Below are 26,179 nucleotides of genomic sequence, written 5' to 3'. Positions count from 1 at the left end.
GGGAAGGTGGCCCGCATCCGAGCCCTGGACGGCACCGCGCCCCGCGCCGTCGAGGGCCCGTGGCGACTGCTGACCACCGCCCCCGGCGCCTGCGCCGGGCCGGGCGACCTCCCGGCCGACGGAAGCTGGATCCCCGCCGCAGTGCCGGGCACCGCCGCCGCCGCCTTGAGCGAGGCCGGCCTCTGGTCCGAGTCCGAGCCTGCCCCCCTCCACGACAAGGACATCTGGTACCGCACCCGCCTGACGGGCACGGGCCGGGAGCGCCTGCGCTTCGAGGGGTTGGCGACGCTCTGCGAGATCTGGCTCGACGGCGTAAGGGTCGAAGTCTCCGACTCGATGTTCCGCGCCGTCACGGTCGAGGCCGAGTTGACGGGCGAGGACGACCTCGTCCTGTGCTTCCGCTCCCTGGCGGCGGGTCTCGCGCGCCCGCACAAGCGCGGGCGCTGGCGGCCCCGGCTGGCGACCCCCGGCTCGCTGCGCGTCCACCGCACGAGCCTGCTCGGCTTCATGCCCGGCTGGTCCCCGGTGATCGACCTCGTCGGCCCCTATCGGCCCGTGACACGCGCCCGCGCCGCAGAAGGGGCCGTGGAGGCGGATCTCCGCGCGAGCCTGGAGGGCACCACCGGCCTCCTCGTCGCCCGGCTGCGTCTGCCCGGCCACGAGGCCGAGACGGCCACCCTGCGCTGCGACGGCCGCGACGCGACGCTGATGCGGAGGGAGCCCGGCCTCTACGCGGGCGAACTGGTCCTGCCCGGTATCGAACCCTGGTGGCCCCACACCCACGGCGAGCCGCGCCTCCACGCCGTCGAGGCGGAGGTGGGCGGCGTCCGCTACGTGTGCGGGCGGGTCGGATTCCGGAGCCTCGCGCTCACCCGGCCCTTCGAGGAGGGCCTCGGCCTCGCCGTCAACGGCGTGCCGGTCTTCTGCCGGGGCGCCTGCTGGACGCCCGCCGACCTCGTCGGCCTGTCGGGCACGCCCGCCAGCTACCGTCCGATGCTCGACCTCGCCCGGGAGGCCGGGGTGAACATGCTCCGGGTGCCCGGCATCACCCTCTACGAGGCCGACGCCTTCCACGACCTCTGCGACGAACGCGGCATCCTGGTCTGGCAGGACCTGATGCTCGCCAACTTCGACTATCCGCACGACGACCCGGCCTTCGCGGAGTCCCTCGCCGCCGAGCTCGCCGACCTCCTCGACCGGACCCAGACCTCGCCGTCCCTCGCCGTCGTCTGCGGCGGCAGCGAGGTCTGGCAGCAGGCCGCCATGCTCGGGCTGCCCCGCGAAGCGTGGTCCGGGGGGTTCCCCACCGCGACCCTGCCCGACCTCGTCGCGGCCCGGCGGCCCGACCTGCTCACCGTGCCGAACTCGCCCTCCGGGGGCGACCTTCCCTTCTCGGTGCGGGCGGGCGCGACGCACTATTTCGGCGTCGGCGCCTACCTGCGGCCCTTCGAGGATGCCCGCCGGGCGGAGGTCGGCTTCGCGAGCGAATGCCTCGCCTTCGCCAACGTTCCCGAGCCCGAGAGCCTGCGCCGGGCGGCCCTCACCGACCCCGCCGACCCGCGCTGGGCCATGGGCGTGCCCCGCGACCGGGGAGCGGACTGGGATTTCGAGACCGTCCGCGACCATTACGTCGCCACCCTCTACGGCGCCGACCCGGCCCGCCTCCGTCACGAGGACCCCGCGCGCTACCTCGCCCTCGGGCGGGCCGCTGTCGTGGAGGCCATGGAGGCGACCTTCGCCGAGTGGCGGCGCGACCGCTCGCGCACGGCGGGCGGCCTCGTCCTGTCCTGGCGGGACCTCGCGCCGGGCGCCGGATGGGGCCTGATCGCCCATGACGGCCTGCCGAAATCGGCGTGGTATGCCCTCAAGCGTGCCTTCCGCCCGGTGCAGGTGCTGCTCACGGACGAGGGGCTCGACGGGCTGCGCGTCCATGCGCTGAACGAGACGCCCGAAACCGTCACGGCGAGCCTGCGCCTGACTGTCCTCGACGCCACGGGCAAGGCGGTGGCGAAGGCCGAACGGTCCGTCACCCTGCCGCCGCGCGGCGCGCTCGCCTGGAGTTCCGCCGAACTGCTCGGCCGTTTCTTCGACGCCACCTGCGCCTACCGCTTCGGCCCGGCGATCCACACCCTCTCGCACGTCGCGCTCATCGACGGCACGGGTACGGCCCTGGCGGAGGCCTTCCACTTCCCCCTCGGGCGGGACGTCGCGCCCACCGCCCTCGGCCTGATCGCCGATCTGAGCGAGGCCGAGGGTGGCTTCGTCCTGCGCCTCTCCACCGAGCGTCCGGCTCTCGGGGTCGCCATCGACCTGGAGGGGAACGGGCGCCCGACCGACAATCATTTCCACCTCGTCCCGGGCTTCGCGCGATCCATCTCCCTCGTCGGCACACAAGGCCGACCGGGTGGAACCGTCACCGCGCTGAACGGCGGCGACCTCCTTAGGTTCTGAGCGATGACGCTGGCCGTGAGCAACGCCGCCCTCGACGGGGCAATCACGATGCCCGCCGAACCCGTGGCCGTCGATGGCCTGTTCGGATGGTACGGCCCCGGCGTGTCGCGGCGCGGCGTCGTCCTGTGCGGGACGCTGGGCTACGAGCAGATTTCCGCCTATCGCGGCTGGCGGCGGCTCGCCGCCGACCTCACCGCCGCCGGCCATCCCACCCTGCGCTTCGACTATCCGGGGGAGGGGGATTCCGCCGACCCCGAGGGCGCCGGGGTCGAGACCCACATCGCCGCGATCCGCCGGGCCGTGCGCTTCCTGCGCGAGGTGGCGGGGGCCGAGGAGATCGTGCTGGTGGGCCTGCGCCTCGGCGCGACCTTCGCGGCGCTCGCCGCCGAGCAGGAGGGAATCGACCGCCTCGTGATGCTCGCCCCCTTCGCCTCGGGCCGCGCCTACCTGCGCGAGATGACGATGCGGACGAAGACCATCGACCAGTTGCCCGACGGCCGGCCGTTCCCGCAGGACCCGGCCGCACCGGTCTTCGGCGGCTTCCGCCCCCCCGCCGCCCTCCTCGCCAGCCTTGGACGCCTGGACCTGACGAAAGTCCCCCCGGCCCCGGTTCCCCGGATCCTGCTGCTGGGCCCGGATCCGGCCGGACTCGCCGGGCGCCTGCGGGATGGCGGGTCCGCCGTGACGACGGGCGCCTTCCCGGGCCTCGCGCCCTTCCTCTCCAACGCCCTGATCTCGGTGACGCCGGACGAGGTGTTCGCGCAGGTCCTCGCCTTCGTCGCGGAAGACGAGGCGTGCCCCGTCGCCGACCGGGCGCCGGGCCTGCCTCCGGCCCCGATGCCCATCGCAACGCCGCAATGGAGCGAGGAGGTGATCCGCTTCGGCGGCAATGTCGGGATCGTCTGCACGCCCCACGCACCCGCGCCCGACACGCCGGCGCTGCTCTTCGTCAATTCGGGGGTGAACCCGCGCTCCGGCTACGGACGACAGACCAGCGACCTCGCCCGCGCCCTGGCGGGCCGGGGCGTGCGCTCCTTGCGCATGGACCTGCGCGGCGTAGGCGACGGCCATGACCGGGCCGACGGCGCTCCGCCCCTCTACGTCCTCGACGCCGTCGATGAGATCACCGCCGCCCTCGACCGTCTCGATACGGGCAGCGGCGTCGTGCTGACGGGAACCTGCAGCGGCGCCTATCTCGGTTTCCACGTCCTGTGCCGGGACGCGCGGGTGCGGGCGGGCATCCTCGTGAACCTGTATTGCTTCGACTGGGACCCGAAGGCCGACCTCGCCACGGCCCTGAAGCCGAAATTCCGCAGCGCCGCGAGCTACGGCTCGCTGATGCGCCAGCCAGATGCCTGGAAGCGCGTCCTGCGCGGCGAGGTCCGGGTCGGGGCGATCCTGTCGCGACTTGCGGGAATGGCCTTGGGGCGCCTGCGCGGTGCCGCCTTGAAGCTCCTGCGACCGTTCCCGTCGGCCACATCGGTCGCGGGTCGCGTGGCCGCTATCCGCAAGCGCGGCGCCAAGCTCGTGCTGGTCTTCAGCGAGGGCGAATCAGGGATCGGGGAGGTCGTGACCCATCTCGGCCGCGGCCCGGACCTTCAGGCCCGCCGCCTCGGCCACCCGGTCGTCCTCCTCGAGGACACGGACCACAACCTGAGCACCGAGGGCGCGCAGGACCGGCTGAGGGAGATCCTGACCGGCGTCCTTACCGAGGCGTCGGCGGGCACGCCGGCCTACCGGCGGACGCGCGCGGCCGACTGAACATCGCCGCCGAGTGCGGGCACTGAGAAGCGGTCCGGGCGGGAGCCGCAGCGGATCGCATCGAGCGATATCCGGCGATTGACCCATGGAGCGTCCCCGCGCGCGAGCCGGGGCGACCCAGGGACTTCTACGACCGGTGCGCACCCCGGGACGGCTTCGCCCAAACACGCCCCGACGGCGCAAATTTCTGGCGGCGAGCGTAGGCCGCTCGACAACATCGGGAGGCGGCCGAGCGAACCCGGCCGCCTCCCGGTGTGGCGGGAACCTAAATCTGACCGCAAAACCAAAGTATCCTAGTCAAATTATCCGCGCATAAGCCCGCAGTCGACATGCACGATTGACCGCAAAGTTGGTCCTGCGCCCAATAAAAAACCTCGCCCTTTCGAGCGAGGTTCGTGGGACAAACTGCAAATATTATAATAAATCGCTTCGTCGGAAGAAGCTTGCTTTCACGATGGAGGGGTCGAAGGCGGGTAGTATGCCGCGGCTACGTAGATCCGCCGCGACCTTTGCTAAACCGCCTTGTCCAAAACCGGCAATCTCTTGAAGAGAAATGTATTCTTTCTTGAAATAGTCTAACGTTTCATGCGGTACGATATCGATCATAGCGTGTGTTGTCGGATTCAAGACACGTTGCACCGGCAGAATTCCGTTGTCGAGCAGCGCCTTCATGACCGTATGACTGGTGCGGAGGGCCGTTACGACCTGGCTCGATGATAAGCCTGGCATCTCCGGCTCCCGCAGGAGCGACCGGACCTCGCCGATGTCGACGGCGAAAGCCTCCAATCCCTTCCCGTCGAGCCTCCCCACCCAGGACAGTTTGTGCCCCCTGATCAGCGCTGCGATCGCGACGGTGCTACGGCAGGTCGCCCGGGCGGCACCTCGGATGGTTCGAGCGTTGGTCGGCATCGTGTCCAACCGGATGGCGTTCTCGGCGAGACTTTTCAGGAAGCCGTCGACGGCCCGGCGGGGGATGCCGTTCATGCCGATGCCGCGGGCGGTCCCGTCCGCCCTGATGGAACGGGCGATCAGGCCCGCATCCACCAGGGCGTGCGCTGTGGACATCCCGACGCCGAGTAGCTTCGCCGCCGCGGCCAACGAGATGGTGTCCGTCGCGCCGGTCAGCGTCGGCTCGGCGGTCTCGGCGTCGAATAGGACGTGGTGGTCTAGGAGTCCCTCGTGGCCCTGAGGGAGCAAGTTCGCGGCCGCGAGGACCTTGCGCAGCCTCTTGGGATGCGTGCCGGTCATTAGGGACGCCGTACGTATGGAATGCAGGCGGCGCACCGGGAATGCACGCCCGAAGAGTGTGTCATCCGGCCCGACGGGGAACGTGGCCTGCACGTGGCGGAACACCAGGTCCCGCACGGGGTCGAGGTCGGGATGCGAGTGCCTGGCGGCGAGCCAGAGGTGAAAGACCCCGTAGGTCGCCTGGACCCCCTCGTTGCCGCTGGAGGCCGACGAGTATTCGCGCCGCAAGTCCCCCAGGAACGCTAGGATGGCTGCCTCGCCACCGCTCGCGACCTCGAAGCCTGCGGCTCCGGCTCGATGCCAATCGGCATCCGTCAGCAGGCGCGGGCGCGCCTTGCGGCCGAAAAGCATGACGACGCCGATCATCTCGGCCGTCCGAGCCGCCGCATGCCAGGCGAGCCCGTCCAACCACCCCAGGCGCGCAGGGGCCCCGGCAAGGCGCGCGTCAAGGTAGTCTTCAAGGCCCGACCCCGCGAGGGTCTCCGTCTCCTCGGCGAGGCGCCGAATACGGTCGAGCTCTCCGGAAGCGAGGAGGGCGAAATCGTGCGCGAGGTGGGGCCGGGCGGATGCCGCGTTGACGACGGCCGTGCCGTGGCAAGGGCACCTCCTCAGCGGTTCGAGTTGCCAGCGCGCCCGGCCGTACACCGCGCCGAGACCTGGCCGAACGGGCGCCGCCCGGTCCGCCAACACGCAGGCGGGGCAGACGCGCAAGCCGGAGCGCACCAGCGCGGTCGGGGCGAGGCGCTGCCCTGCGAGGGTGAATACACTTTCGCCGCGCCGGAATGCCCCGGCAGCCAGTTCGGCGAAAGGCACGCCGGCGAGGTCCGCCAAGGTATGCAACTCCGCCTCCTCCCCATCCACGATGCCCTGGAACGACAAGCCCATGTCGAGGCAGAACTCTCGGGCCGTCGCAGCCCCGTGGAACGGGGCCAGCGCTGACACGTAGCTGGGCGGCGTCTCACCCGGGGCCAGCGGATAAAACGGGTACAGTCCGGGCATGCGGCCTCCTATCGCTTCCTGTTCGCTGGTTTCCTGGGGAGACGCGGCAGGGCGTCGGGCTCGTTCTTCGTGCGCAGGACCTTCTTGCAGTCGAGGCGCCACCATTCGGCCGCGAGGAACGGGTTGGCGTCCGGGCCGCATGCGGTGCGCTCCCGGTAGGCGGCGGCGAAGGCCGCGCGGGCCACCATGCCGTCCTGCAGGATCCCCTCATCCTCGTCGTCGACGGGCTCCAGGGCGGCCTCGACCGCCTCCGCCGCGAGTTCCAAGGCGGTCCCGAGCTGGTAAAGGGCGGCGTGCGCCAGGCGCGACGCCACGTCATTGCCGAAGGACGGATGGAGCTCTAATCCCGCAGCCTTAGCAATGTCCCCGACCGCCATGGTAATCATTTCGAGATCCGCGGGCACCACCAGGGCGGTGAGCTCGACGACCCTGCACCGCCGCCGCAACTCGGTCTCGCGGTCGGCCGGTGGCGGGTCCAGCGGAACCACGTTGCCATCGTCATCGAGGGCGTGGAGCGACAGCGTCTCCAGGAATTCGGCGATCCCAGGGAGACCCGACACGATCAAGCCGACCGGCCAGGCGGGGTCGACCAGCAATGCCTTCAGCGTCTTCCGGATCCGGCAGACGTCATCGCTGTTGGCGGCGTCGAGGAGATTGTGAACCTCGTCGAAGTGCAGCACGACGGTACCGGTCGTCCTCAGCTTGAGCCGGACCCGTTCCCAGATGAGATGCTCCTTCATCTCCCTCTGAAGCGGATAGCCCAGTGCCGCGAGGGTCCGCCGGCCAAGTTGCAGCAGGGTGCATGGCGACGGCACGTCGACCGACACCAATGTGCAGCCAGACCCTTCGATGCCGTAGCCCGGGAAGGCGGGGTGGGCATGGAAGGTTCGCCGCAGCAGCCGCGTCTTCCCCGCCCCGGATTCCCCGACCACGACGACGCAGCGAGCCTCGCGCCTGTTGCCCGGGCCGAGCGGCAGCGACGGGTCGGCCCGCATCAGCAGGTTGCGGAGCAGCCAGCGCAGCTTCTTCGCGACGTCCTCGTCGCGGTCCGTCTCCAGAAAGCACGCCTTCGCGCGCTCGACGGCCCGGAGGCGGGCGATCTCGTCCGGATCCAGGGTGGAGGCGAGCCACGCCAAGGCCTCGTCGCCCGGATGTCCCGTCATTTGTCGCTCATCCTGAAGCGCCTGCGCGGCGGCGGCGGGGTGGGTCGGTCCGGCGGCCCGGGGGGCACATCCGGATCGCCGACGGGGCCACCGGTCGCAAAGCCGCCGAGCAAAGGGTCACCGGGGCCGGCATCGGCGCCGACCTCGGCGACAGGGTCGGGCGGAAGCTCGAAGGCGATGCCCATCTGCCGGTCCAGCCGGTCGAGCGCCTCGGACGTCGGCGCCAGGGCGGCGATGCCCGCCCGCACCACGGCCGCGTCGCTGATCGCCTGGATGTCGCGGATCGCCGCCAGGGCGACCGGCAGTGACACGCGCGCCAGGTCGGCATAGCGGCGGCGCAGGTCCTCGGAGGCCCGCAGCCACGCGTCGACGGCGACCCCGTCGAAAGCCTCCCGGTGGCAACGCAGGGTCAGCCAGCCACCTTCGATGAAGGCGCTGACGTAGCCGAGGTCCAGCGGATCGACGCGCACGTCCACCTCTACCGGGCCGGCGGCGCGGAAGAACGTCTGCAGCCGTTCCGCGTTGTAGCGCAGGCCCATCACCCGCACGCCGTGGCCGCCGACTGTCCGGCGCAGGCGGATGCCGAAGACCTCGCGCAGCGTGTGGCGGTCGGCCGCATCCGTCGTGCCAACGGTGCGGTTGAGTTCCACCCACCTGTTCCTGGGCGTGTCGCCGCCGAGCGCCTCGTGCGGCCAGTTGTGGTAGTGATCCACTGCGTGCCGGACCATGACCTCCGCCCACTCCCCGACGGTCAGGCTGGCGTCGGTGAGCGGGTCGTAGTTGCCCTTCGCCACCACGTGCTCGTGAGTCTGTCCCGTAAACCTTCCGGCCAGGCGCGTGCGCAGGCTGCCGAAACCGCGCTCGATCATCCCGCGCAGGTGCGGCAGCCCCGTCGGGGGCATGTACGGCTCGCCGCCGAGGGCGAGCACGCCCGATTGGAAGTTCTCGTCGACGAAACTCGCGCCCGTGTCCGTGACGACCATCTCCAGGCCGCCATACATGTCCCACGGCGTCGCCGCCCCGACGGCACGGGCGTAGGGGGTCTTGTCGACGCACGCCATGTGCAAGGCCTGCATCGCATTCTCGACGCAAGCGGTGGGACGCAGGCTCAGGCCCACGTAGCATCGGCTCGCCCCGTCGAGCGCCGCGCACAGCGCGTAGCGGACGCGCGTCACCTTCTCGCGCATCTGCGGGGCCATGTGCTCCCAGACCCCGCTCTCGACCGCGAGCTTCTGCAAGTCCACGGTCCACTCATCGATCTCGATGCGCTCGAAGGGTCTGCTCACGTCCGGCCCGTAGGAAACCACCTGGAAGCGGCGGCGGGCCGCCTCCAAGCCGTGCCGGCCGGCATAAACCTCGAATTTACTCAGGCCGGCGATGACCTTGGACAGAGCCTTGAGGGAGGGACAGGCGACAGGCGGCCGGCCCTCGCCCTGCCGGCGCTCGTTGATGGCGGCGACCGCGATCAGCAGATCCTCGTGGAGCCGACGGATCTTCGGCCGCGTCCGGGTCGCGTAGCGGCAGGCGACGACCTGGAGGGCGAGGTGCACCTCAGGGTCGAAATGCGCGCGGCGGTAGCCGGACCGGTAGGTCCGCTTGCGCAGGGCGAGGGGATCGCACCCCCCTTCCTCGAACCTCTTGATCCACGTCCGCAGGGCCTTCGGTGCGGGGGGCTGCCTGATCATCAGCACGCGCCCCGCCCTCGCCTTGGACCGCGCCGCGGCGGTGGCGCGCCGCGGCGCGTTGCGCGCGGACCCGGCCTCGCTGCCAAGGCGCGCACAGTCCAGCCCGGCGATGCGCACCCGATGCCGCCTGACCACGGCGCGCAGACCCTCGTCGGAGCGGGACCCTTCGCCGGCGTCCGCGTCCCGCATCGCCGCCCGGACCCACTCCAGGCGCCACAGGATCTGCGACCTCTCCCAGGGCGCCAGGTGCGTCAGGCTCGCGACGCCGGCGAGATGGCGGGCCTTCACCTTGCCGGGCTCGTAGTAGCCCCGGTCGTACCGGAAACCCGGGACCCCGCGGGCGCGATGGTAGGCCTCGTGCGTGAACCCCTCTGCGGCCTCGCTTGCGTCCGTGCGGACGAGCGTGTGCCCGACCTCGTCGCTGCCGCCGCCGCGGTACTCGACGCCGGCCATGACGACCCGGTCGTACGGCCCGATGACCCGGCGCGGGACGGCCGCGGTGGATGCAGCGTCCGCGCTCACGAGCGGCCACCGTCGGCGAGGGACCCGGCGCGCACGACGGAGGCGCCGTAACCGATGCGCCGGCCGCAGACCACGCGCAGTCGCCCGTCGTCGACGGCGCGGACCACGGACCGGAAGGCTTGGGCGCCGAGGCCGCTGACGCGCACGATCTCGGCGACAGTCATGCGGCCGGCCATGCCGTCGACGATGGCGGCCACGGCGGTTTCGGCAGGTCGGTGCCGGTCCCGCCGCACGACGCGGATCAGCCTGGCGTCGTGGACGGCGTCGCGCGTCAGGACCCGCTCGCCCAGATGGACGACCCGGTCGGCAACGCCCTGGGGGACCTGGCTGGCGATGGTGCCGAGCAGGCCGTTTAGGCCGATCCGCTCGGCGATGTCCTCGGGCTTGACCTCGACGAAGACGCGGCGCCCATCGCGCATCGTCGCACGGAAGTCGAAGGTGTGCTGGTGCCGCTGTCCGGCGTCGTCCACGTAGGACACGGCGGCCGGTTGCTCCTGCACGTCGACGACGTCCCGCCGGGCGAGCAGGATCTGCGCGGCCTTGTATTCGAGGCCGCTCTCAACGCGCATTTCGTGGCGGTCGCCGTCGGCGACCAGCCGCGCCCGCGCCTGCGACGCGGACCGGAGGCTCGGGATACGGGTCCCGCGGGGCGGAGCCGGGGGGACGCGGAAGATTTCCCGCTCCCCGTCGGGGGCTGGTGAGGAAGTCATCTCGTGTGTCTCCGAGGGTAAGGCGGCCGGCGGACGCCACGGGCGCCCGCCACTTCATTCCGGTCGGGCCATGGCCATGCCCTGGCCGCTGACGTCAGCGCCGGCGCAGCATCCGGCGCGCCGCGGCCTCACCGTAGCGCCCGGCCACCAACAGCCGCCGGTCGACGGAACGGATGGCGCGGCCGAGGGTCGAACGCGACGGCACCGCCAGTTCCTCCAAGCCTTCGTCCGCCCGGGCGGCGTTCAAGGCCAGGACTGCGTACTGGAGCCTATCGTAGCACTTGGCCATCGAGGGCCGCTCCTGGCTGGCATAGGACCGGACGGCCGCGGTCAGCGCGCGCCGCACCTCGACCGGGAGCCGGCTGCCGACGGCAGGTGCGCGGGTCGCGAGGCCGAGGTCATGGAATCCCGACGCCTCGTACCGATGCAGCCATCTGCGTAGCGTCGACGGGCTCGGCCGGGGGAACGAGGCGACCTCGGCCTCCATGGACCCCGACGCGAGCCGCGCAATGGCCTCGGCCATCGACGCCGAAGTGCGCTCGGCCTCGCCCTGCGCTTCCAGTCCGAGGAAGCCGTCGCAATAGGCGCGGCGGCGTACCAAGTCCTGGCGTTCCGCGGGCGACATCACTGCCACGGCGGGGGAGGCGAGCCGCATCCGGTTCTCCCGCATCGCTGTAGCGACGGTCGGCCGGTCGACGAGGAGCATCGGGCCGTGACGGGTCGGCAACAGCGTCAGGCCGGTCGCCCCCCACGCCATCACCATGTAGCTGACACCGTCGAGGAGGAGGGTGATCCCAACGCGGGGATAGAAGGTATCGGGCATGCGTTTCTCCTGGGTTGGAGCGCGCAGCGGCCGAGTTTGGAGGACCCCCGCTTGACAGGGGGGGGTGAAATTGCTCCAATAAGACCCCGACGGCTAAAAGCGCTATCTCGTAGTGCGATAGTTCCAATGGGTTTGGGTCTATGTGCTGTCTCTGACCGCTGCTTTGAGCGGCGGCGGTCAACTAGTCTCGCAAGGACTGGGTTTAGGTAGACGTCATCCTCGGAGTCGCTTCCGAGAAGGTGGTAGTCATCGCAGGGCGCTTCGGGCCGTCGAACCCGGGGCGCCCTTCGCGTTTGGGCGTCGCCTATCCCGGGTATTTGGCGGTTCGGGTTACTCTCAGGCCGTCGAAGCCTTCGCCCTAGCCGACCGGCACTTCCTTCACATCACGCACCTCCTTTCGCGCGCCGCAGACGCTCGGCCTCGACGTCCGGCGGCCCGAACTTCGCCGCGTACCACCGCTGCGCCCGGAGATCGTGCCCGACGACACCCTCCCTCTTGAGGGCGGCCTTCGCCTTCTCGGACGTGTCGCGCGACATCCCCGCACCCTCGATGAGCGCGTTGACCTCGACGGCCGTGAGCCCATTCTCGCGCGCACCTTCCAGCGCCTCGATCATGAGGCGGCGGGCCGGGCTGCGCTGGCGCGCGGCCGCCGGGACGGACGTTTCCGCCTGCCCGGGCGCAGCGATGTCCGCGGGATCGGTGGCCGATGCCATCAGGATGCGCAGCGTCGCGAGGGCCGCATCGGTCGCGACGATACGCTCCTCGGCGAGCAGGGCCTGCCCACGGAGACCGGCGAGGAGGTCGGCCTGGAACCGCCGCACCTCTTCCATCTCCGCCACCAAACGGACCACGTCCGCACGCTGCATGCCGAACCCCCTAGGCGCACACCGGTCACCGGCGCAAACCGGCATATAGCCAACCGGTAACATACCGACAACCCCATGACCGAAGGAATCTGCAAACGATCCTTCGCCGGGGATTGGGGCAACCCCCTCGCGGAGGGTAGAGCCGGATGCGGTTTCTGGGGACGAGCGGGTAGTGATGCCTCGCGCCGGAGCCGCATAATATGCGCGCTTCTACGGACTGTGACAGCTTATACAGCAATCAGTGTCGAAAGTCAATCGAATGCGGAGATATCGCGCATCGACATAAGCATGAAGCCAAACGTTCGACAGTCATTCTCGCTGCAATGAGCTGTCCGGCCAAAGCGCCCCCATCATCTTCTGCGGCAGCGATGACTACCGGTCTGAATATGGCTTTCATTGCGCGATAGGTTTGGCGGAGGCCTACGCCATCGAGCCGGAAACCGCGGGACTGCCCGAACCGCATGCCCCCGAGCCCGCGAGGCCGCGTTGAGCGGCCTGCCATGCCGAAGAGGCCTCGACCCACCGCCCGACCACATCACGACCGATCCCGCGCCGAGGCCACCCCTATACTGCTACCGACAATGCGTGCAGAGTTTTCACCATTATCAACAGGTCAATCCAAGTAATAATTATTGACTTTCTGCCTTTCTACCAGTATGGTGGCGACTCTTGCGGACCAGTTCCGCAGCCCGACCGGCGCGATGCCGACCGAACCGCCGCACCGTCGGCGGCGGCGATCCTCGGTCCCGCCCCCCTCCCACGCACGCATAAGCGGAACGGCTCACGCCGTAGCCGCGACGCGCCCGGAGATCCCCCATGCTGATCGCCTTCGCCGGCGCCTCCGGGCGCACGGACGCCGTGCACGCGTCACTTCTCGCCGCCCTCGCCTTCGCCGCCGCCGACCGGGTGGCCACCTACGTGGCGGCGGACGACAACGTCGCGCGCCCGGAGGGCTCGACGCTGCGCGTCGTCCCGGTCGCGGCCAGGGCCTCAGCCGCCGTCTTGGCGGAGGTCGCCGCGGCCTGCCGGGCGGACAGGAGCGTCGGTTTCGTCGCCGTCGAACCCGGGGTGCTCTCGGAGGCCGCCGCACGGGCCGCCATCGACGTGGCGGTCGTCGCGGTCGGCCCGCACCTATCCGACGAGCGCGCGGCGTCGCGCATCGGCAAGGCAAGCCCGGCGCCGACCTGGCATCTCGGATGCCGCCGCCCCGGCGGGGAACCAGCCGCGCGACGCTTCGCGGCCGGGATGGCCGAATTGGATCGGTTGGCCCGGACCCTTCCGTGCGTGCTGCCGCCGTTCGGCCGGGCCGAGGCCGAGGGCTTGCTGCACGGTCGGCCGGGATGCAGGGCCTTGGAGGCCGGCGTTCGGTTGCTGGAGGCCCTCCGCCCGGTTGCCGGCGCCGCGGGCGCGGGTCTCACCCTGGCCGCAGGCGGTCGTACCCGCGGGAAGGGTGCCTCGACGGCACCCGACCAGCGCGGCCTCGCCGACCGGCTCCGCGAACTCGCCGACGACATCGAGGCGGCGGAGGCAGGCCTCGCACCCAGCGCGGCCGACCTCGCGGGCGCCCCGGTGCTTGACCGTTGGGACTACGCGGTGATCCCGACGCCGGTCCTGACCGGACTGGTAACCGGCCACCCGAACATCGCCGACAACCGGCCCGCCCGGACCACCGAGGTGTTCCTCACGGACCGCGCCACCTACGCGCGAACCCTCTCGCGCTGGTACGCGCTGCGGACGCCCGCCGGGACGGCCGCGCCGAACCTCCAGTAACGGCTGCCCGCGAGCGGCGGGCCTGCTCGTCCACCTTCACATCAGTTCGAACCGCGCCGGACCCGGCGGCGGAGGAGGAGTCGTGCGCATGCGGGCCTGGATCTTCTCGGACCTCCACCGCGATGTCGTCCCCTGGGAGCCGAAGGCGCTCCCGGAGGCCGACGTCGCGCTGGTCGCCGGCGACGTCGGCGAGGGCGTCGAGGCGTCGCTCGAATGGCTGGCGCGGGCGGTCCGCCCGCGCATGCGGACCGTGTTCGTGGCCGGGAACCACGAGTTCTACCGCGGCACGCACCCCGACGAACTCGCGCGCGGCCGATCCCTGGCGGCGCGGCTGGGCATCGACTTCCTGGAGGACGAGGCGGTGTGGACCGGCGACGTCGCCGTCGCCGGGTGCACGCTCTGGACGGACTACGCGCTCGACGGCGACAGCCGGGTCGGGGCCGCGATGGCCGCAGCCGGGTCGGGGATGACGGACCACCGCCTGATCGCCCGGACGTCGCGCTCGTGCCCCGAGCCGTTCCGACCGGAGGACGCCGCAGCGGTGCACCGTGCCAGCCGCGCCCGGCTGGAGACGCTCGCGCTGATGCCGGCCTGGCGCCTGGCGCGCGCGCGGATCGTCGTCACGCACCACGCGCCGGCGGCGGCCTCCCTGGACCCCCGTTTCGCCGGCAGCCGGTTGAACGCGGCCTTTGGCTCGCGCCTCGAACCGCTCATCGGCCGGCTCGACGCGGACCTGTGGGTGCACGGCCATGTCCATGCCGGCCGCGATCACGTGGTCGGCCGCACGCGGGTGCTGTGCAACCCGAGGGGCTACGGCCGGGAGAACCCCGGCTTCGACCCCGCCCTGGTCGTCGAGGTCCCCGACCGGATCGCACCGTGACGAAGGAGGAGCAAGCCATGGAGAACGCCTTGCAGGAAGTCCCTCCCGCGACCGCCCGTGCCATCGTCCTCCGGCACCTGCCGCGCCCGTTGCGCGCCGGCCTTCAACACGACGTGGCCGACGGCCCGCTCCCCGCCGAATTGGCCGCCGACGCGGATGCGGCCGTGCCGGGCCTCGGTGCCGAGGTGGCCGATTGGATCCGGGCGTGGTCCGGACGATGCCCTGGCCTCGACCGTTGGCCGGAGCGGACCTCGCCGGCTTACCCAGCCCACGCGTCCGGGCCCGGGCGCGGCGGTCTGGCAGCGCTCGACCGGAGCGCCGCCACGAGAGACGACGCCGTGCTGCGCGACGTCGCGGACGCGCTCGTGCTGATCGGCGCCTTCGACCACCTCGCCCCCCTCGCCGGGCGCGCCGCCGCCGCCGTCTGGGCGTGTCTCGACCGGCTTCCCGAAGCCGGCGCGACCCTGCACCAACTCGCCCTCACCTCCGCGGGGACCCAGGCGCGGACGTCCGCGCCCGATGTGCCGTGGCCGGACCTCGGCCCGGATGGCCTCGGGCCCGTGGCGGCGGCCGATGCGGAGACCGTGGATGCGGCCGCGGCCGCGTGGCGGACCGCCATCGACGCTGCCTTCGCCGAGTTGGCCGCCGAGGCGCGCCTCCTGGTCATCGGCCTCTCCGCGGTCGCTGGCGGGCGCCCGGTCCACACGTGGCGGCAGGATACCCTGGCCGCGGTCGCGCTCGGCGTCGGCAAGGCCGCCGTCGAGCCGCTGACCCTGGCGGCCGCCCGGGATGGCCGCCGGTACGGCGAGGAGCGGGCTCGACACCGCGTCGAGGACCTGCAGGAGCAGTTGAGCGCGCTGCGGGCCGGTCCGGCGGACGCCGCCGCGGGCGATACCCCCCTCGACGTGCCGCCCGGTCACGTCATCGTCTGCCCGACCATTGCCAAGACGGGCCCCGGCAAGGGGAAGGAGCTGACGCGCGGCTACGAACACGTCGTCGGGGTCGCGCTGCCGCTGGTTCCCGTGCCCGACCTCGCGACGGTTCGCGATGCCCTGCTCCCGGAGTTCCCGTACGCGCAGTCGGCGGTCGACGCCGTGCTCGGCGCATTCGCCGGCCGTCCGCACGTCCACGCCCCGCCGCTGCTCGTGGTGGGACCACCCGGCTGCGGCAAGTCCCGCTTCGTCCGCCGTGTCGGCGCCGCGCTCGGCGTAGGCGTCCACCGCGTCGACGGGGCGAACGACGGGGGCGGGAGCTTCGGCGGCACGGAGCGTCGCTGGTACTCCTCGGAACCGTGCAAGCCGTTCATGGCGGTCGCCCGGCACGCCCAGGCCAATCCGCTCGTCTTGGTCGACGAGATCGACAAAGCGCCAACGCGATCCGACTACGGGCGCCTCTGGGATTCGATGCTGCAGGTGCTCGACCCCGAGAACGCGCGGCGCTTCCCGGACCCGAGCCTCCAGGTCGAGCTCGACCTGTCCTGCGTCACCGTAATGTGCACGGCCAACAGCGCGGCCCCGCTGCCCGGCCCTCTGCTCGACCGCATGCGGATCGTGCGCTTCCCCGAGCCGGGTGCGCAGCACCTCGACGCCCTGCTGCCGGGCGTGCTGCGCGAGATCGCGGTCGATGCCGGGCTCGACCCGCGGTTCCTGCGACCGCCGGACGGGGTTGAGCGGGCCGCCCTGGCCGCGCGCTGGCGCGGCGGCTCGGTGCGGCGCCTGCGCAGGGCGGTCGAGGCGGTCCTGCGCGTGCGCGAGCGCGCCCTCGCCGGGAAGCTGCAATGAACCGCCCCTTCCGCGTCGGCCGGTCCGCCGACCGCACCGAGGCCGAGCGTGTCGGCCGCTGGCACGCGCCGGGCCTGCTGGCCGGCCTCATTGCCGGCCCGTCCGCGCCATGCCCCGGACGGGCTCCGCCGCGCCGGTTCTGGGTCATGTCGGACCTGAGGCTCGACCGCGACCCCCTCCCGGCCCTCACGCCGCCGCCGGACATCGACGCCGTCCTGGTGGCGGGTAACGTCGCCGAGGGCATCCCGGAGGCCGTCCGCCTGCTCGACCGCGCGTTGGGTGACCGCGGCGGCGGCCGCCCGGTGTTCCTGGTGCCCGGCAACGTCGAGTACCGCTCCGATGTCCCGATGGGCGAGGCCTTGGCCCGGGGCCGCGAGGCCGCGGCCGCGGCCGGCATCGACCTGCTGTCCGACCAGACGGCCAGGGTCGGGCCGCCGCACGGGGACGGCCTTGTCGTCGTCGGGGCGACCCTTTGGACCGACTGGCAGCTCCGGGCCTCGCCGGAGCGCCCCCGCGCCCGGATCGCCGCCCGGAACTCCTGGGAGGACGCTGGCAGGATCGAGCTGCGCCGCGGCAGGAGGCTCACGCCCCTCGACAGCCTGGCGATGCACGCGCGTTCCCGCGCCTACGTCGAGGACGCCCTTTTGAGCGTCGTCATCGGCTCCCTAGGCCTGCCGAACGGCCCGAACGCGTGCACCGACGTGGCGCGCCCGGGCGACGCCGCCGTGGTCCTGACCTGCCATGCCCCGACGCCCCTCTCGCTCCCCCAGGACTGGGCGGGGTGGCACGCCGACGCCTGGGTCGCCGCCTCCCTCGCCTCCGAAGCGGCCGAGGCGATGGAGGCCTGGGGCGCCCCGAGGCTGTGGGCGCACGGCAACGTCCCCCGCGGCGCCGACCACGTCGTCGGCCGAACCCGCGTCGTCGCCAACCCCCGTGTCGGGGAGCGAGGCCACGCCTTCGACCCCGCCCTGGTCGTCACGGCCTGAACTCGCCGGCGCGGCACGGCCAACAACCCGAAACGAACTCCAACGGAGAAACCATGCGCACAGTCCCGATCCACGCTGCGGCCACGGCGCGCGGACGCCCCGGGCGCGGCTGCCCGCTGCCCCTTTGGCGAACCCGCCTCCCCACCGACATCTCCGAAGCCGAGCTCGCGGCGGTCACGCGGGCCGTCTCGTCGGCCGCCATCCTGCACGAGCGCCGGTGGCCGGCCGCCCGCTCCGGGGACGCCGCCGCGGCGGTGGCGGTCGCCGTCGGGCGCCTGCGGGGCCCCGGCCCCGAGGGGGCGGTATCGGACCTTGTCATGTCGAACCTGCTGCTCGTCGCCCGCCGGGACGGGGACCCGGCCGCGCGCATGGTGCTGTCCCACGCCCTTAGGGCACTGGCACGCCGGCGCGGGCGGGGCGCCGGCCTGGTCCGTCTCGCCGACGCCTGGTCGCGGCGCCCCGCCGGCGGACCGCGCCGTAACCATCAAAGGAGGGGTCGATGACCGACGGACACGACGGCGCCGGGGGCGCGGGCAATCGCCGCCCGCCGGGGCGCAAGACGGCGGGCGCCGCCCGGACCTTCCTGGCGGCGCTGGGGCGCCCCACGGGCACGTCGACCATGGACGAGGCTATCGATGAGCTGCGCACCGGACCGCGCGTCTTCCGCGCCGACCTGGTCGGGGCGACGGTGGCGCTCGGGGACGCGGTGGACGCGGCCGGCGGGACCGAGGCGCTCCCGCGTCGCGGGCCGGCCATCGTGCTGGTCGAGGTCCCGTCCCAGGCCTGGGTCAGGTCGGTGGCGGCCGTGGCCGCATCGTGCCTCTGTCCCGTTCCGGGGTCCGGTGTCCTGCCCGGCCACTTACCCTGCCTCGTCCTGGATGCCGACGGGACGCGGAAGGACCATGCGCCCGGCACCCGCAACGCGGAGGTCTCCGATGCCCTGATGGAAGGGGAGGTGGTGATCGGCGTCTCACAGGACCCGGGCCGGTACCTGCCGGCGGACCTCGTGCGCGGAGCCGACGTCCGCCTCGAACTGTCCGGCCTCGACCGGGACGGGCTCGCCGAAGTCGTCCGGGCGGTGACCGGGGCCCGCCCGGCGGCGCGCCTGCCCGAAGGCCTGGCCACGCGGTGCGATCCCGCCGATCTCGCGCTATCGGTGCATCCCGGCCGCGGGACGGAGGGCAGTTGGGTGCGGCTGGCGGGTATCCTGGAGGGGAAGCTCGGCCGGGCCGAGGACGGGCCGCGGGTCCACGAACTCCATGGGTACGGCGCCGCACGAGACTGGGGGATCGCGCTGGTCGCCGACCTGGCTGCATGGCGGAGGGGCGGACGCGATGCGCCGCGCTGGCGGGACATCGAGTCGGCGATCCTTCTGTCCGGCCCCCCGGGGGTCGGGAAGACGGCGTTCGCCGCGGCCCTGGCGCGCAGCGCCGGCGTGCCCCTGCTGGCGGGATCCCTCGGCCTGTGGCAGTCCGCCCGCGACGGCCACCTGGGGCACACGCTCGGCGCGATGCGGGCGTTCTTCGAGGAGGCCCGTCGGGCGCCGTGCGTGGCGCTGATCGACGAGCTCGACAGCTTCGGCGACCGTGCCGCGTTCGGCGGGGAGCATCGCGATTATTCCACCCAGGTCGTCAACGCCCTGCTCGAACACCTCTCCGGGGCAACGCCCCGGGAAGGGGTCGTCGTGGTGGGCGCCACGAACGCGCCTGACCGGATCGACCCCGCCATCCTGCGGTCCGGACGCCTTGAGCGCCACGTCCGGATCGACCCGCCGGACGAGGCGGACCGCGCCCGGATCCTGGGGCACTACCTCGGCGGCGAGCTGCCCGGCCTCGATCTCCGGCGCCAGGCCCGGAACCTGGCCGGCATGACTGGCGCCGACATCGAGGCGCTGGTCAGGCGGGCCCGGGGCGCCGCACGCAGGGCCGGCAGGACGCTCGACCGCGCCGGGCTCGCGGCCGCGGCGGACGAGGCGCGGCCGGCGATGCCGGTCGCCCTGCGCCACCGGATATCCGTCCACGAGGCCGGTCACCTCGTGGCCGCGCTCGCCACCGGCGCGCCGGGGCCCCTCGCCGCATCCCTGGATCCCGGCGGGGGCTACGCGTCGGTCGGGGCCGACGACGGGGCACCCGGGACCGAGGCCGAACTCGACGACCGGCTCGTGGTGTTGCTCGCCGGCAGGGCGGCGGAGGCGAACGTGTTCGGGGACGTCACGGCCGGCGCCGCCTGGGACCTCGCCGCGGCGACGGAGTTGGCCCTGGCCATGGAAACGCGCTTCGGCTTCTCGCGGCGTACCCCCCTGGTCGCCCGTCGCGGACCGGTCGACCTCGATCCCGACAAGTCGCCGGCGACGGCGCACGCGGTCGAGGCGCGGTTGTCGGCTGCGTACGAGCGGGCCGGCGCCATCGTGTCTCGGCGACGCGCGGTCCTCGACGACCTCGCACGGGCGCTGCTCCGGCGGGCCGCGCTCGACGATGCGGGGATCCGCCGCATCGCGGACGGCCCGAACGCGCCCGGGTCCCGGAACGGGGGCAAGTCGCCACGAACCGGCTCGGCGGGACGGTTCCGAGGCGCGCGATCCGAACCGCCGCGAACCCAATCCCGTGGGGATGGGTCCGTCCCGACATAGCTCGGGGCGGCCTTTTGGCGGGATTGCGGAAACCGAGCTGTGGAAAACCTTGCATAATCCCGCCCGGAACGGTGCCCATTCGGTCTCCGGTCACCCCGCTGATTCCGCGTTATCAAACGGATGTTCGTGAATCCCGACGCAGAACCCAACTGTAACCCTTCGCACGGCCAGAACGGCCGTAGAGTGCTATATTCTCATTTTTCGATAGACAACATTTCGAATTACGGTAGTGGGCGCCGCAGATACGCTTAAGCGCGGCGCGCGTACTGCCACGATCATTGCAACTACGTTTTCTCCGGTACCTAGACAAGCCTTTATTTTAGGACTTACTCAAATATAGCGCCTCGCAAAATCTTTATAAATCCCTCCGTCAACCAGTCGTATACCCAAATTGACGGCAGGTTGGGTCGCCTGCACCGCCAAATGCAGACTTGCGAGACCTCACGCGCTATATTTCGCTTATTGGCGAAACAGCAAAAAAGGAGGTTCACGTTGATCAGCATCGCTTTCTTCTCCGACGACCCGGTCGGACTTTCGTGCGCCCATCTGGTCGCCCAAGCGCTCGCCCACGTCGATGCCCGCGTGGCATTGGTCGATGCCCGGGACGGCGCCCCGCCGCCCTCCGGCGACGCCTACGCCGTGACGTCGGCGCCCCTGCACACGGTGGGGGACGAGGCGTTGCGCGCCCGGTTCGACGTGGTGGTGACGGTCGGCGAGGGGGGCGCCTCGGCCGGCAGGGCCTTGCGGGCCGCGCGCTACGACGCCGCCCGGACCGGCGGGACCGGGCCGACCCCGGTCTGGTTCCTGCCTCTGTCCGACCAGTCCATCTTCATGACCAAGGCGCGGCTCGCCTCCGCGCACGGGCCGCGCCTGCCGTTCGGGACCCGTGCGCTGCCGGTGATGCTGCCGCGGATCGGGGCCGGGGCCAGGAGCCGGCTGCTGGCCGGGCGACCGGACGACGCCGTTCTCGCCTCGGGGACGCTGCTGGCCGCCCTCGTCCTCGCCGTCGGTGCCGACCCCGCGGCCGCCGGCCTCGACGCCGCGGGACTGGCCGTCCTGATGGCCGGGGGCGACGGGCCGGGTCGGCGCCTCCTCGCCGGCCATCTCGTCGCCCTCGCCGACGCCTACGCGCGGCTGTCCGGGCGCGGGACGGACGCCGCGGGGCCGACCGATCAGGCACGGGCCATCGAGCGCCGCCGCCCCCACGATGGGCGCGTCGACGGGCATCGGGCCCCGCGGCGGCGCGACGGGCTGCGCCGGTCCGCCTGAGGCCACGCCCCCCGGACGGCCGGCGCGCGAAATCCTCTCACACAGCCAATCCAACCGAAGGACGAACGTCATGGGTACGAGTACGGTCAAGAAGGTCGTCACCGCGCGGGAAGGGTGCTCGTACGGCACACCCGCATCCAGGCGGCACCGCGGCCTACCCGGCCGCCGGAGCATGGGCCGGTCGGCTCCACCCCGGAGTACCCCGCGCATCGTCCCGACCGTCGGCGTCGCCGTCGGGGCATTCGCCGCCCGCCACGAGGTGGAGCTTGAGCTCGACCCGGGCTTCGACGACCTCGACGGTCTCGACGGACAGGTGGACGCGATCTTCTCGCTCAGTCGCCGCGAGGCGGTGGGGACGCGTTTCGCCGACGACGGGGACGCCGCGTGAGCCGCGGCGCCACCGACGCCGCCGGGGATGCGCAACGCGGCCGACGGGCGTCGCCCTCGGCGCCGCGCCTATGTGGCTCGGGTGGCGGACGGTTTCGCCCGGGCGCCCGGCACGCTTCGCCTCCCGCCGGGACGGCCGCGCACGAAGCGCTGCTGGTCCTGGACATCGAAACGGTCCCGGACACGGATCTCATTCCGTCTGACTGGCCCTCGGATCGCTTTCCGAAATGCGCGTGGCACAGGATCGTGACCATCTCCTTCGTCGAGGCGGAACTCGCCCGCGCTGGTGGGGCGGAGGTCTACGCCGTCGCCGAGTGCCGCAGCGGCGGCGAGGCCATCCCCGACGAGCGCCGGCTGCTGGCCGCCTTCTGGCGATTCTTTGCCTCGCGGAGGTTCCGGGTGGTCACGTGGAACGGCCGCCGCTTCGACATGCCCACGATCTTCGCGCGCTCGCTCATGCACGGCCTCGACGCCTCACCCTGGTTACTCCAGGGCGACCGCTGGAACGGGTACCGTCACCGCTACGGCGGCGATTGGCACGTCGACCTGATGGACGCCATGTCCGAGCACGGCGCCACGCCGGCGCTCACCCTGGAGGAGGCTGCCGCCGCCCTCGGGCTCCCCGGGAAGCTCGGCGAGCACGGCTCGAAGGTCGCGGCGATGATGGAAGCCGGCGAGGTCGGACGGGTTCGGGCATACTGCGAGACGGACACCCTGAACCTAGCGGTACTGTACATCCGCTGGGCCTTCCTGACGGGCCGGACCGACGCGGTCTCCCATGACCGGGCCGTCGCGGACATGATCGCGTACCTCGAAGCCGAGCGTGCGGCGCGCCCGCACCTCGGACGCTTCCTGGACGAATGGCGCGCGATGGCCGGGCGACGGCCGCCGTTCGTGGGCGCGCAGGGGTGACAGGCGGAGGCTGGACCGGTCCCTCGGCTTCGGGCAAGGGGGTGTTCGTCGGCTCCGGTCGAACCCTCCATTCAGGGGCCTGTTGCGGCCCGCACCCCGGCGTCCGCGGATGTCACGCAAGCCCGAACCGAACGTCGCTGTGGACCTCGACAGCCTCGCGGACCGCCTCGACGCGCTCGGCCACGTCACCCGCCTGCGTATCCTGGCGGAGCTCTGCCGCGCCGGGCCGGACGGGCTCGCCGTCGGCACGCTCCAGGACCGCCTCGGCATCGGGGCGGCCTCGACCCTGTCGAAGCACGTCGCCCACCTGCTGACCGCAGGTCTCATGACCCAGGAACGCCGTTCGACGGTTCTCCTGTGCCGGATATCGGACGGTGCCCTGGCGAACCTGCGTGTTGATCTCGACGCAGTGCTCGGCGGAGGAACGTCGGACTGAACGCGGCAAGGCGCAGGCGTTCAGTGGGTCGGACTTGGCCCCGACAGAAGCAACGGGGCAATCGACCGACGGGAACCGGGTCGACCGGGGAAGGCATGCCGTCGCAGCGGATCCAGACGGTGGGGCAGTGCGAACTGATGCATGCGGCCTCCGGCGGGGGAGGTCGGATCGGGCCCGTGGCCTGGACCTTGATGGCGGCACAGGAAAGTCGTGATCCAGTCGGGTGATCAGGGCCAGGAAGCTCGCCTCGCCGCGTTAACGCGACAGGGTGTTTCCCAGGACGGATGAGACGGCCTCATGCGGCTGGACCTGCCAGACATGCTCCTCGTCGCCGGCAAGCTTTCGGAGCGCCTCGCCCAGGACATCGATCTTTGTCACCCCTTTGACCAAGACGACGAAGGCGGAACCGTCGTGACCGGGCGCGTTCCCGACCTTGTCCGCGAGCACAGTCCAAACCCTCCCGGCTCTTGCTCGGGTCGCTGATGGGTGCGCGGCACTTCACGTTCGACTATGGGTCGTAGGGGCAGATGCACCGGCGGCCGCACCGTGTACGGTAGCTTGCTTTGCTCAAGAACCGCCGCGCGGTAGTAAGAATTTGACGCTCTAATACTCATTTGTGCGCGTCCGCTGAGGGTGGGAAGCAGCTTGGCTGCTTTCGGTCGCAAGACGTTCTAAAGCGGACCTAGGCTGAATCGCCGTCTCCGGATGGACGGTCCAACCCATCTCAGGGTCGAAGTTCGTAAAAGCCGGATGCCGTTTTCATCAGAGGCGATGCGACCGACGCGAAAGTGCGTTGCCTTGGGAGACAGAGTGATTCACGATCGCAAAGCCCCAATCACGCGACGTCTCGTGCTGGTCCGGCATGGCCAGAGCGTAGCCAACCGATCCGGTCTGTTCACGGGATTGCTGGACTCGCCCTTGACCGAGCAGGGTCGGATAGAAGCCGTGGCAGCCGGGCGGCGTTTGGCCGAGCGCAGCTGGCGCTTTTCCGATGCCTTCACCTCGACGCTGACGCGGGCCGTCGTGAGCGGCCGGCTTATCCTCGATACGCTCGGGCAACCCGGATTAATCCCTCAACGCTTCGCCGCGCTCGACGAGCGAGACTACGGCGACCTCAGCGGGCTCGACAAGACCGCCGCCGATGCGCGCTGGGGGGCGGAGCGGATCGAGACCTGGCGGCGCTCCTACGCCGAGGCGCCGCCGAACGGTGAGAGCCTGCGCGATACCGTCGCCCGCATCGTGCCATGCTACCTCCGATCCATCCTACCGGCGGTCATGGGCGGGGACGTGCTCGTCGTCGCCCACGGTAATTGCCTGCGGGCGCTCGTTATGGCGCTCGACGACCTCAGCCCGGCGGAGGTCGAGCACCTCGAACTCGCGACGGGCTCCGTCAGGATCTATGAGTTTGCTGCGGACACGACGATCGAGGCCCGATGGATCGACGGTTGAATCCGCCTGTAGGCCCCCAAGAATGGGTCGCCTCACGCTTCGAAGGGATCCCCATTTGATCTAATTAAGTGATGGGAATTATCTAATCATTCCGTTGGAGTGAATGAAAGGGAAGTGGGATTCTCCGGCATCACATCGGAGCCACCCATGTCCGCCCCCAGACTTGTCTCCCACCCTCGATCGATGCGTGCCCTGGCCGGCACGAGAGCCATCCTTCCAGGACTGGGCCTCTGCGTGGCAGTTACCGCCGCAGCGGTCGGCTTCGAAGCCGTCGAGACGCACCTGTTCGGTCGCGCTTGGCTCGAAGCCCTGGTGCTGGCGATCCTCCTCGGGAGCGCGATCCGCACCGCCTGGACCCCGTCGCAGCGTTTCTTTCCCGGCATCGCCTTCGGGGCCAAGACCGTGCTGGAGATCGCGGTCGTAATGCTAGGCGCGTCGCTCAGCCTCGCGACGATCCTCGCCGCCGGCCCGGGCCTGCTCTTCGGCATCGCGGGCGTCGTCGTGGTCGCGATCCTGTCGAGCTACGGCATCGGCCGGGCGCTCGGACTGCATTCGCGCATGGCGATCCTCGTCGCCTGCGGCAACTCGATCTGCGGCAACTCGGCGATCGCCGCCACCGCCCCGGTGATCGGCGCCGACGGCGAGGACGTCGCCGCCTCCATCGCCTTCACCGCGGTGCTGGGCGTGCTGGTGGTGCTCGGCCTGCCGCTGCTGGTGCCGCTGCTCGGCCTGTCGCCGATGCAGTACGGCGTGCTCGCCGGCCTCACCGTCTACGCCGTGCCGCAGGTCCTCGCCGCCACCGCGCCGGTCGCGGCGCTCAGCGTCCAGGTCGGAACCCTGGTGAAGCTCGTCCGGGTGCTGATGCTCGGGCCGGTCGTTCTGATGCTCTCGCTCGGTGCGAGCCGGCTGCGCGAGGAGACCGACGAGGCCGCCCCCGGCGTCACCGCCGGTGACCGCCCGGCCCGCGGCGGCCTCGCGATCCAGCGCCTGGTGCCGTGGTTCATCCTCGCCTTCCTGGCGCTCGCGGGACTTCGCTCGGCCGGGCTGATCCCGCAGATCGCCCTCGCGCCGATGTCGGAGACCGCCAACGTGCTGACCGTGGTCTCGATGGCGGCGCTCGGCCTCGGGGTCGACGTGCGCAGCGTCGCCAAGGCCGGGGCGCGGGTGACCCTCGCTGTAATCGCCTCGCTCCTTGCCCTCGGCGCCGTCAGCCTCGGCCTAATCCATGTGCTCGGCCTCGTCTGATCTGCGCTAAGGCATCGATCCCACCCCTTGATGGAAGAATTGCCGTGACACGTTCGTCCCAATCTTCATCCGAGGCAGTCGCGCAGGCAACGGGATGGTTGATGGGGCCGGGTCGCGAAGCGGTGGACGCGGCAGCCCTTCTCGATGGGTTCAGTGCGTGCCTCTCGGGCCAGCGGCAGGCCGAGCCCCGAGAGGCACGCACTGAAC

Annotated in this window: 20 protein-coding genes; 14 read left to right on the top strand and 6 right to left on the bottom strand. The window is 71.6% G+C overall.

What is annotated here, in order from left to right; all coding sequences use genetic code 11:
* Window positions 1-6 precede the first annotated feature (6 nt).
* Both MFF06_RS20805 and MFF06_RS20800 read left to right on the top strand, forming a co-directional pair.
* Entirely contained in the window at window positions 7-2,451 is a 2,445-nt protein-coding gene (locus MFF06_RS20805) for a glycosyl hydrolase 2 galactose-binding domain-containing protein (protein WP_238207690.1), read from the top strand.
* Between the two features lie 3 nt (window positions 2,452-2,454).
* Window positions 2,455-4,212, top strand: a complete 1,758-nt coding sequence (locus MFF06_RS20800; RefSeq protein WP_238207688.1) for an alpha/beta hydrolase family protein — start codon at window positions 2,455-2,457, stop codon at window positions 4,210-4,212.
* 414 nt (window positions 4,213-4,626) lie between these two features.
* Here MFF06_RS20800 and MFF06_RS20795 read toward each other — a convergent pair whose 3' ends face one another.
* The 6 genes from MFF06_RS20795 to MFF06_RS20770 form a co-directional block, all read right to left on the bottom strand.
* Complete coding sequence (locus MFF06_RS20795) at window positions 4,627-6,459, bottom strand: TniQ family protein (protein WP_238207686.1); 1,833 nt, start codon at window positions 6,457-6,459, stop codon at window positions 4,627-4,629.
* A gap of 8 nt (window positions 6,460-6,467) precedes the next feature.
* Window positions 6,468-7,622: an ATP-binding protein gene (locus MFF06_RS20790; RefSeq protein ID WP_238207684.1), complete on the bottom strand. Its 1,155-nt coding sequence runs from the start codon at window positions 7,620-7,622 to the stop codon at window positions 6,468-6,470.
* Window positions 7,619-9,829 carry a TnsB C-terminal domain-containing protein gene (locus MFF06_RS20785; protein ID WP_238207682.1) on the bottom strand — a complete coding sequence of 737 codons (2,211 nt, stop codon included), beginning with the start codon at window positions 9,827-9,829 and terminating at the stop codon, window positions 7,619-7,621. The genes MFF06_RS20790 and MFF06_RS20785 overlap by 4 nt, the downstream gene beginning before the upstream one ends.
* Complete coding sequence (locus tag MFF06_RS20780) at window positions 9,826-10,539, bottom strand: TnsA endonuclease N-terminal domain-containing protein (protein WP_238207680.1); 714 nt, start codon at window positions 10,537-10,539, stop codon at window positions 9,826-9,828. The genes MFF06_RS20785 and MFF06_RS20780 overlap by 4 nt, the downstream gene beginning before the upstream one ends.
* Before the next feature lie 94 nt (window positions 10,540-10,633).
* Entirely contained in the window at window positions 10,634-11,362 is a 729-nt protein-coding gene (locus MFF06_RS20775; protein ID WP_238207678.1) for a DNA-binding domain-containing protein, read from the bottom strand.
* A gap of 383 nt (window positions 11,363-11,745) precedes the next feature.
* Entirely contained in the window at window positions 11,746-12,228 is a 483-nt protein-coding gene (locus tag MFF06_RS20770) for a hypothetical protein (RefSeq protein WP_238207676.1), read from the bottom strand.
* A gap of 816 nt (window positions 12,229-13,044) precedes the next feature.
* Between MFF06_RS20770 and MFF06_RS20765 the strand changes: the two genes are divergently transcribed.
* The 12 genes from MFF06_RS20765 (at window position 13,045) to MFF06_RS20710 (ending at window position 25,972) form a co-directional block, all read left to right on the top strand.
* Window positions 13,045-13,998 carry a DUF6634 family protein gene (locus MFF06_RS20765; protein WP_238207674.1) on the top strand — a complete coding sequence of 318 codons (954 nt, stop codon included), beginning with the start codon at window positions 13,045-13,047 and terminating at the stop codon, window positions 13,996-13,998.
* Between the two features lie 88 nt (window positions 13,999-14,086).
* Window positions 14,087-14,878 carry a metallophosphoesterase gene (locus MFF06_RS20760; RefSeq protein WP_238207672.1) on the top strand — a complete coding sequence of 264 codons (792 nt, stop codon included), beginning with the start codon at window positions 14,087-14,089 and terminating at the stop codon, window positions 14,876-14,878.
* Window positions 14,875-16,659, top strand: a complete 1,785-nt coding sequence (locus tag MFF06_RS20755; RefSeq protein WP_238207670.1) for an AAA family ATPase — start codon at window positions 14,875-14,877, stop codon at window positions 16,657-16,659. The genes MFF06_RS20760 and MFF06_RS20755 overlap by 4 nt, the downstream gene beginning before the upstream one ends.
* Complete coding sequence (locus MFF06_RS20750) at window positions 16,656-17,645, top strand: metallophosphoesterase family protein (RefSeq protein ID WP_238207668.1); 990 nt, start codon at window positions 16,656-16,658, stop codon at window positions 17,643-17,645. The genes MFF06_RS20755 and MFF06_RS20750 overlap by 4 nt, the downstream gene beginning before the upstream one ends.
* A gap of 499 nt (window positions 17,646-18,144) precedes the next feature.
* Complete coding sequence (locus tag MFF06_RS20745) at window positions 18,145-20,274, top strand: AAA family ATPase (protein ID WP_238207666.1); 2,130 nt, start codon at window positions 18,145-18,147, stop codon at window positions 20,272-20,274.
* A gap of 492 nt (window positions 20,275-20,766) precedes the next feature.
* A complete protein-coding gene (locus MFF06_RS20740) occupies window positions 20,767-21,543 on the top strand; it encodes a hypothetical protein (RefSeq protein ID WP_238207664.1) in 777 nt (258 codons plus the stop codon).
* Between the two features lie 70 nt (window positions 21,544-21,613).
* Window positions 21,614-21,931, top strand: coding sequence for a hypothetical protein (locus MFF06_RS20735; RefSeq protein WP_238207663.1), 318 nt, complete (start codon window positions 21,614-21,616; stop codon window positions 21,929-21,931).
* A 149-nt stretch (window positions 21,932-22,080) separates the two neighbouring features.
* A complete protein-coding gene (locus MFF06_RS20730; protein ID WP_370876591.1) occupies window positions 22,081-22,842 on the top strand; it encodes a ribonuclease H-like domain-containing protein in 762 nt (253 codons plus the stop codon).
* Window positions 22,843-22,951: 109 nt separating this feature from the next.
* Window positions 22,952-23,278, top strand: coding sequence for an ArsR/SmtB family transcription factor (locus MFF06_RS20725; protein ID WP_238207659.1), 327 nt, complete (start codon window positions 22,952-22,954; stop codon window positions 23,276-23,278).
* Between the two features lie 297 nt (window positions 23,279-23,575).
* Entirely contained in the window at window positions 23,576-23,761 is a 186-nt protein-coding gene (locus tag MFF06_RS20720) for a hypothetical protein (protein ID WP_238207657.1), read from the top strand.
* A gap of 351 nt (window positions 23,762-24,112) precedes the next feature.
* A complete protein-coding gene (locus tag MFF06_RS20715) occupies window positions 24,113-24,727 on the top strand; it encodes a 2,3-bisphosphoglycerate-dependent phosphoglycerate mutase (RefSeq protein WP_029358184.1) in 615 nt (204 codons plus the stop codon).
* Window positions 24,728-24,910: 183 nt separating this feature from the next.
* Window positions 24,911-25,972, top strand: coding sequence for a YeiH family protein (locus tag MFF06_RS20710; RefSeq protein ID WP_029358182.1), 1,062 nt, complete (start codon window positions 24,911-24,913; stop codon window positions 25,970-25,972).
* Window positions 25,973-26,179 lie beyond the last annotated feature (207 nt).

Source organism: Methylobacterium aerolatum (assembly GCF_022179085.1).
Taxonomy (GTDB): Bacteria; Pseudomonadota; Alphaproteobacteria; order Rhizobiales; family Beijerinckiaceae; genus Methylobacterium; species Methylobacterium aerolatum.
The sequence above is the reverse complement of the archived record's forward strand: the minus strand, read 5'-3'. Positions and strand labels throughout refer to the sequence as shown.